Source organism: Actinomyces succiniciruminis (assembly GCF_900002405.1).
Classification (GTDB): Bacteria; Actinomycetota; Actinomycetes; order Actinomycetales; family Actinomycetaceae; genus Actinomyces; species Actinomyces succiniciruminis.
This window is the reverse complement of sequence record NZ_LK995497.1, coordinates 44,597-52,310: the sequence shown is the minus strand read 5'-3', so window position 1 is coordinate 52,310 and position 7,714 is coordinate 44,597. Positions and strand designations below refer to the sequence as shown.

Below are 7,714 nucleotides of genomic sequence, written 5' to 3'. Positions count from 1 at the left end.
GGTGACGATGCGGTGAGCGCCCGGCTGGTAGGCGCGCAGGCCGCGGGCGATTGCGGTCGGGTCGTCGGCGACGGCGTCGGTGGCCAGGGCCAGGGCGGCGGCGGCCAGGGCGTCGGCGACCACGTGGGCGGGCAGGCGGGTGGCGTCGCCGCCGGGGGCCAGGTGGGCCAGGTCGTCCAGGGTGGCGAGCTGGGCCCCGCTGCGGCGCCGGTCGGGGTGGTAGGCGCGGTCTACGAGCAGGTCCTCCACGCAGCCGATCTGCCCGAGGGCCGGAATGGCGGTGGTGAAGCCGATGGCGCGGCAGCCCTCGGCCACATCGGCGTCCTCCACCATGGTCAGGGTGGCGGCGTCGGCGGTGTTGTAGACGGCGGCGCGGCGGGTGCGGGCGTAGACGCGGGCCTTGTCTGCCCGGTAGGCGTCCAGGGAGCCGTGCCAGTCCAGGTGGTCGGGGGCGAGGTTGAGGCAGGCCGCGGCCAGCGGGCTGAGGGTGTGGGTGGAGTGCAGTTGGAAGCTCGACAGTTCCACGGCCAGGGCGTCCGCCCTCCCGGCGGCGACGGTGGTGATGACGGGGTCGCCGATATTACCGACCGCGGGCGCGTTCAGGCCGGCGGCCGTAAGGATCTGCGCGAGCATGCCGACGGTGGTGGTCTTGCCGTCGGTGCCGGTGACGGCCAGCCAGGGCACGTCGGGGCGGGCGGAGGCGCGCTGGAGGCGCCAGGCCAGCTCAATCTCGCTCCAGGTCTCGATGTGGGCGGCGCGGGCGGCGGCCAGGACGGGGCCGGTGGCGGGCACACCCGGTGAGACCACCAGCAGGCGCAGGTCGGAGTCGGCGACGGCGGCGGCGATGTGCGCGTCGTCGCCGGCGGTGGCGCCGGCCAGGCCGGCGGCCGTGTCGGCACCGAGCGCATCCGCCAGGGCGTCGATGGCGCCGGGGCGGTAGTCGAATACGGACACGCGGGCGCCCAGGCCGGTCAGTACGTCGACGACGGCGAGTCCGGTGCGGCCGAGCCCGACCACGCCCACGCGCGCCCCGGCGAGTGCCGCGACCCCGGTGCTGCTGGAGATGTCTGCTTGCATGACCTCTGCTTCACGTTTCGGCTACTTGGGCCGCGGGCTGGCCGCGGCGGCGGGCACGGCCGGGTTATTCAGGACACCAGGTATTCGGCGTAGAACAGGCCCAGGCCGAGCACCACGAACACGCCGGTGACGATCCAGAAGCGGATCACCACGTTGACCTCGGTCCAGCCGCCCAGCTCGAAGTGGTGGTGCAGCGGGGCCATGCGGAACACGCGTTTGCCCGTGGACTTGAAGGAGACCACCTGGACGATGTCGCTGACGACCTCGGCCACGAACAGTCCGCCGATGAGCACCGCCAGGAACTCCGTGCGGGTGAGGATGGACAGCCCGGCCACGGCGCCGCCCAGCGCGAGGGAACCGGTGTCGCCCATGAAGATCTTCGCCGGCGAGGCGTTCCACCACAGGAAGCCGAAGCAGGCGCCCATGAGTCCGGCGGCGATCATGGCCATGTCACGCGGGTCCCGGGTCTGGTAGCACAGGGTGGCGACCACGTCGCCGTGCCCGTAGGTGCAGGACTGGTTGGTCTGCCACACGCCAATGAGGGTGTAGGCGGCGAACACCATGGCGGAGGAGCCGGCGGCCAGGCCGTCCAGCCCGTCGGTGAGGTTGACGGCATTGGACCAGGCGGTGATCAGGAAGTTCGACCAGATGGTGAACAGGATGATGCCGCCGACGACGCCGGCGAAGGCGAGATCCAGATTCGAGTCGCGGGCGAAGGATATGCGCGTGGAGGCGGGGGTGAGCCCGTTGCGGTTGGCGAAGTTCAGGGCGGCTACCGAGAAGGTGATGCCGATGAAGGCCTGACCGAGAATCTTCTGCCAGGGGCTCAGACCCAGGGAGCGCTGCTTGGAGATCTTGGCGAAGTCGTCCAGGAAGCCGATCAGCCCCAGCCCCACGATCAGGAACAGCAGCAGCACGCCGCTGGCGCGCGGCGTGCGCAGTTCACTGAGGTTGGCCGCCGCGTAGCCGAGCACGGTGGCGATGATGATGACCAGGCCCCCCATGGTGGGGGTGCCGCGCTTGGTGAAGTGGCCCTGCGGGCCGTCCTGCCGGATGAACTGCCCGTACTCGCGCTTGTGCAGGAAGCGGATGAGCACGGGGGTGCCGAACAGGGTGATCAGCAGGCCGACCGCCGCGGACACGAGGATTGCTGTCATTGGGCGTGCATCTCCTTGAGACTGTCTCGGAGGTGGTCGGCCAGGCGCCACGCGCCCGACCCGTTGGATCCCTTTACCAGGACGGCGTCGCCGTCGCGCAGCGGGCCGTCCGGTGCATCCAGGGCCGCCTGGGCGGCGTCGGCGTCGGGCATCTCCAGCACCGTTACGCCTGCGGCCCGGGCGGATACCGCGGCCGGCGCGGCGCCGGCGCCGACGGTGATCAGCAGGCCGACACCGGCGTGGGCGGCCAGCTGTCCGGTGCGGACGTGGTCGGCCACGGACGCGGCCCCCAGCTCCAGCATCTCGGAGATGATGGCGACTCGCCGGCGGCCGCCGGCCAACGTGGCCAGGGAGTCGAAGGCGGCCGTCATGGAATCGATGTTGGCGTTGTACGCGTCGTCGATCAGCAGCACGTCCCGCCCCAGGTGGTTCACGTCCATGCGGTGTGGACTCTCCAGGCGGGCGGCGCCGAGGCCGGCGGCGACTGCGGCCGGGTCGGCGCCGGCGGCCACGGCCAGGCCGGCGGCGGCCAGGGCGTTGGCCACGTTGTGGGCGCCGGGGACGGCCAGGCGGACGCGGCGGGGAGCGATCCCCGGCAGGTGCAGCTCGAAGCCGGCGTGGGCATCCGCGTCCAATTCAACCGCGGTGGCGCGGATATCCGCCTCGGGGGCGCCGGCGGCGGAGAAGGTGAGCACCGCGGGGGCGAGCTCGGCCATGGCGGCGGCGCGGGCGTCGTCGTGGTTGAGTACGGCGGTGCCGGTGGGCAGCAGCCCGCGCACGATCTCCGCCTTGGCACGGGCCACGCCGTCGATCGAGCCGAAGCCCTCCATGTGGGCGTGACCGACCATGAGCACGGCGGCGGCGTCCAGGGGCGCGATGTCGGTCAGGTAGGTGATGTGACCGGGTCCGGAGGCGCCCATCTCCAACACCAGGTAGCGGGTGTCGGCGTCGGCCTCCAGGACGGTGAGCGGCAGGCCGATCTCATTGTTGAAGGAGGCGACCGGGGCGACGGTGGGGCCCTGGGCGGCGAGCAGCTGCCGGGTCAGGTCCTTGGTGGTGGTCTTGCCGACCGAGCCGGTGACGGCCACGACGGTCAGCGCCTGGCCGCGCTGCACGGCCCGGTGGCGCAGGTCGGCCAGGTGCCCGCGGGCCAGTGCCCCGAGCGCGGTCACCGTGTCCGGAACCGCGATCAGCGGCAGGCGGGCACCGGCGTCGGCCAGGGCGGCACGGGCGGCGTCCACATCGCTGACGAGCGCGGCGGCGGCCCCGGCGACGGCGGCGGTGCCGACGTGGGCGTGCCCGTCGGTGCGCTCACCGGCGAGGGCGACGAACAGGGTGCCGGGCGCGGCTCGACGGGAGTCCGTCACCACCGCGGATACGGTCGCCCCCGGTGCGGGAACGGCCTCGGCGTCCACCAGGGTGCCGCCGGTGAGGGCGGCGACCTCGGTCAGGGGGCGGTCAATCATGCGGGCTCTCCCCACTTGTCCAGGACCGCCTCGCGCATGACGGGCGCGTCGTTGTAGCGGATGAACTCGTCAGCGATCTCCAGGAAGGGCTCATGTCCCTTGCCGGTGACGATGACGGTGTCCTGGGGGCCGCACAGCTCGACTCCGCGGCGCACGGCGTCACCCCGCCAGGTGGTGATCTCCTCCACGTCGTGCAGGTCGGGACGCACCTTGCGCACGCCGGCGAGGATCGCGTCGCGGATGGACTGCGGGTCCTCGCTGCGGGGGTTCTCGTCGGTGACCACCAGCACGTCGGCGAGCCGGGCGCAGACCTCCCCGAGCATGGGCCGCTTGCCGCGGTCGCGGTCGCCGTCGGAGCCGAAGACCACGATCAGGCGGCCGGGGGTGATCTGGCGGACGGCCCGGAGGGTCAGCTCCATGGCGTCGGGGGTGTGGGCGAAGTCGACGATGCAGGTGCCGCGCACGCCGTCGCGCTGGCTGATGCGCTGCATGCGGCCGGGGATGTTGTGGGCGGTGGCCAGCGCGGCCACGGCGGTCTCGGCCGGGACGCCGGCGCGGATGGCCATCACCAGGGCGAGCGCGGCGTTTTGGACGTTGACGAGGCCGGGCAGGGGGCAGGAGGCGGCGATGGCCTGCCCGTCCGGGCCGTGCAGGGTGAAGGTGGTGGCGGAGTCGGTCATGGAGACCGCCGCGTCGCTGACCCACCAGTCGGCGCCGACGGCGTCCCGACCGCCGGGGGCGGCGTAGGCGCGCACCCGGTCGACGGGGATCTGCCCGGCGGCGGCGATGCGCTCGGCCAGCTGGGCGCCCCACTCGTCGTCGACGCAGATGACGGCGCGGCGGGCGTGCTCGGGCGTGAACAGCCGTGCCTTGGCGTCCAGGTACTCCGGCATGGTCTTGTGGAAGTCCAGGTGGTCGCGCTGCAGGTTGGTGAAACCGGCGACGTCCACCACCATCCCGTCCAGGCGGTGCAGCACGATGGCGTGGCTGGAGGCCTCCAGGCTGGCGGCACCCACGCTCTCCTCCACCGCCAGGCCGAGCATGCGCTGCAGCACCGGCGCCTCCACGGTGGTGCGCGGGGACTCGACCGCGATGTCGCCCACCCGCAGTTGGACGGTCCCGGCGATCATGCAGGCGCCCCGGTGAGCCGTCAGCATGGCGTCGAGGAAGTAGGAGGTGGTGGTCTTGCCATTCGTACCGGTGACCGCGGTGGTCAGTAGCCGCTCCGCCGGGTGATGGTAGACGGCGGCGGCGAGCGGGCCGACGACGGCGCGCGGATCGGGGTGGGTGAGCACGGGGGTGCCGGGGCAGTTGGCGTGCACCATGGACGCGCCGTCCGGGTCGGTCAGGACGGCCACGGCTCCGGCGGCAACGGCCTCGGGGGCGTAGGCGGCCCCGTGGGTCTTGAATCCGGGCAGGGCGGTGAACAGTTCGCCGGCGACCACGTCACCGGAGTCGACGCTGACGCCGCTGACCTCCAGTCCCTCCACGGCGTCGACGACGCCGTCCTCACGCCGGGCGGGGGTCAGCGCGAAATCCCGGGCGAGATCGCTCAGGGGCGTGGGCGCGCACCGGTGTGGGCGCAGCCGTGCGGCCGACTCGTAGGCGTGGTTGCTCATAGGTCCCCAATCTATCGTGGCAGGACGGTCGCAGCCGCCAGGCGCGGGGCGGCGGCTGCCAGGACGAGGGTACTCATCCTTCCTCGCCTGCGCTTTCGGACTGTGCGGCCTCGACTGCCGCATCCGTCTCGGCGGCGGCCTGGGCGGCGATGACGCTGGGGTCCGGGGCGATCCCCAGGGAGTGCATAGCAGCCAGGGCGACCTTGCGGAACACGGGGGCGGACACGGTGCCGCCGTAGGTGTCGCGGGGGCGGTAAACGATGACGGCGACCGCGATGGCCGGGTCGCGCGCGGGCGTGAAGCCGACGAAGGAGGCGACCGTGCCGTCCTCGGTGAGGATCTCGGTGGTACCGGTCTTCCCGGCCACCAGGTAGCCGTCGATGGAGGCGGCTTCGGCGGTGCCGCCGTCCTGGGTGACGCCGATGAGCATCTCGGTGAGCGCCTCTGCGGTGGCCTCGCTGATGACCCGCTCCCCCGCGGGGATCTCCTGGGGGGTCTCGTTGCCGTCGGCGTCGATCCAGGCGTCCACCACGCGCGGGGGTACCCGCATGCCCTTGTTGGCCACGGTGGCGAGCACCTGGGCGGCCTGCAGGGCGGTGCCGGCGATGCCCTGGCCGAACATGGTGGTGTAGCGGGTGCGGTCGTCCCAGTCGGCGGCCGCGGCGACCATGCCGGCGGACTCGGCGGGCATCTCGATGCCGGTCAGCGCACCGAAGCCGAAGCGCTTGAGGTAGTCGTGGCGCACGGCGTCGTCGAGTTGCTCGCCGATCTGGACGGTGCCGACGTTGGAGGATTCGGCCAGCACCCCGGCGGAGGTGAGGGTCTGCGTCTCGTGGTAGTGGGAGTCGTGGAAGGACTGCCCGTTGGCGGCGGTCCAGTTGTAGGGAACGGTCCAGGTGTCCTCCGGGGTCATGGTGCCCTCCTCGAGGGCTGCCGCGAAGGTGATTACCTTGCCGACGCTGCCGGGCTCGAAGATGGCCTGGACGGAGCGGGCGTTGCGGGACGACTCCGGCGTCTCCGACGGCTTGGCGGGGTTGACGGCGTCGGAGTCGGCGAGCACGAGCAGCTTGCCGGTGGCCGGTTCCATCACCACCACGCAGCCCCAGTCGGCGCCCTGGGCGTCGACGACCTCGTCGATGGCCTCCTGGGCCACGGCCTGCAGGTCGGGGTTGATGGTCATGCGCACGCTGTCGCCCGCGACGGCCGGTACCTCTTTCTGCTCGCCGGTGGGGATGATGGCGCCCGACTTGCCGACCTCCACCCGGCCCTGGCCGTCGACGCCGGTCAGGAGGTCGTTCTGCGTCAGTTCCAGGCCGGCGGAGCCGATGAGCGTGCGCCCGGTCCCCTCGTAGGTATAGCCCAGAACGTTGCCGGCCACCGATCCGGCCGGGTAGGTGCGCCGGGTGCGCTGGTCCGGTTCCACGCCGGGGATCGCCAGGGCGTTGATGCGCCGCCAGGTGTCCGGGGCGACGGCCTCGGCGACGACGACGTAGGTGGACTCCCCCACCATCTTGGCGCCGAGCTCTTGGGCGTCCACGCCCAGAATCTCCGCCATCTGCTCGGCGGCGGCGGCGGCCCCGTGGCCGACGACGACGCTGCGGACCTCCCCGGTGGCGGGGTCGGTGCGTTCTTCACTGCGCTCGTACTGGGCGACCTTGACCTGGTTGACTCCGATGTCGTAGGAGACGGCGGAGGAGGCCAACACCGTGCCGTCGCGACCGAGGATGTCTCCGCGTGGCGCCCGGTTGGTCCAGGCAACGGTGCGCTCGGCCTTCGCCTTGGTGGCGAGGTCGGGCCCCTCCACCACCTGCAGCCAGGCGGTCCTGCCCGCCAGGGCGCCGAATCCTGCCAACCCCATGAGTTGCAGGACGCGGCGTCGACTCGGGTTGACCGGGTTCACTGGGCGTCGTCCGCCTCGGCGGCGCTGCCGCCCGCCAGGGTGGAGTCCGCCAGGTCGACGACGCCGGGGGCGGCGGCCGGAACCATGCCCAGCTCCGCGGCTCGAGCGGCCAGCGTGTCGGCGGCGGAGGCCTCTTGCACGTCGGCCCGCACGGTCTCGATGTGGTCGTTGAGCACGTTCAACTCCACCTGCGCCGTCTTCATCTTGTAGGCCGTGTCAGCCATGCGCGCGTTCAGCAGCATGCTGGAGACCAGCGCACAGGCGAGTATGCCGATGACCAGGACCAGGAAGGGCAGGGTGCGCCGGGAGGGGACAACGCCGCGCACCACGCGCAGTTCCGGCCGCGCGGAGCTCTCGCCCACCGGGCGCGAGGCGGGGCGGCGCGCGGCCCGAGCGGTCGCGCCGTCGGTGAGCGCACGCCAGGACGGATTGGCCGCGGCGCTGTGTTGAGCGTTGACAGTGGTCATCGGCGGTTCCTTCCTCGAGTCTTTGCGG

6 protein-coding genes are annotated in these 7,714 nt (G+C 72.5%); all 6 read right to left on the bottom strand.

What is annotated here, in order from left to right:
• The coding region (locus BN1056_RS06990; protein ID WP_210580009.1) for a Mur ligase family protein at window positions 1-1,077 on the bottom strand (1,077 nt) is incomplete at its 3' end.
• A 68-nt stretch (window positions 1,078-1,145) separates the two neighbouring features.
• Window positions 1,146-2,234 (bottom strand): phospho-N-acetylmuramoyl-pentapeptide-transferase, encoded by a 1,089-nt coding sequence (mraY, locus tag BN1056_RS06985; RefSeq protein ID WP_210580008.1) that lies wholly within the window; start codon window positions 2,232-2,234, stop codon window positions 1,146-1,148.
• Window positions 2,231-3,700, bottom strand: a complete 1,470-nt coding sequence (locus tag BN1056_RS06980; RefSeq protein ID WP_210580007.1) for a UDP-N-acetylmuramoyl-tripeptide--D-alanyl-D-alanine ligase — start codon at window positions 3,698-3,700, stop codon at window positions 2,231-2,233. The genes mraY and BN1056_RS06980 overlap by 4 nt, the downstream gene beginning before the upstream one ends.
• Complete coding sequence (locus BN1056_RS06975; protein WP_210580006.1) at window positions 3,697-5,319, bottom strand: UDP-N-acetylmuramoyl-L-alanyl-D-glutamate--2,6-diaminopimelate ligase; 1,623 nt, start codon at window positions 5,317-5,319, stop codon at window positions 3,697-3,699. Before BN1056_RS06975 ends, BN1056_RS06980 begins: the two co-directional genes overlap by 4 nt.
• Before the next feature lie 73 nt (window positions 5,320-5,392).
• A complete protein-coding gene (locus BN1056_RS06970) occupies window positions 5,393-7,177 on the bottom strand; it encodes a peptidoglycan D,D-transpeptidase FtsI family protein (protein WP_210580017.1) in 1,785 nt (594 codons plus the stop codon).
• A 38-nt stretch (window positions 7,178-7,215) separates the two neighbouring features.
• Complete coding sequence (gene ftsL / locus BN1056_RS06965) at window positions 7,216-7,686, bottom strand: cell division protein FtsL (RefSeq protein ID WP_210580005.1); 471 nt, start codon at window positions 7,684-7,686, stop codon at window positions 7,216-7,218.
• Between the last annotated feature and the right edge of the window lie 28 nt (window positions 7,687-7,714).

Excerpts from the sequence above, each read along its gene's own strand:
- BN1056_RS06970 (WP_210580017.1), bottom strand. The coding sequence starts at position 7,177 with ATGGGGTTGGCAGGATTCGGCGCCCTGGCGGGCAGGACCGCCTGGCTG.
- BN1056_RS06980 (WP_210580007.1), bottom strand. The coding sequence starts at position 3,700 with ATGATTGACCGCCCCCTGACCGAGGTCGCCGCCCTCACCGGCGGCACC.
- BN1056_RS06975 (WP_210580006.1), bottom strand. The coding sequence starts at position 5,319 with ATGAGCAACCACGCCTACGAGTCGGCCGCACGGCTGCGCCCACACCGG.
- mraY (WP_210580008.1), bottom strand. The coding sequence starts at position 2,234 with ATGACAGCAATCCTCGTGTCCGCGGCGGTCGGCCTGCTGATCACCCTG.
- ftsL (WP_210580005.1), bottom strand. The coding sequence starts at position 7,686 with ATGACCACTGTCAACGCTCAACACAGCGCCGCGGCCAATCCGTCCTGG.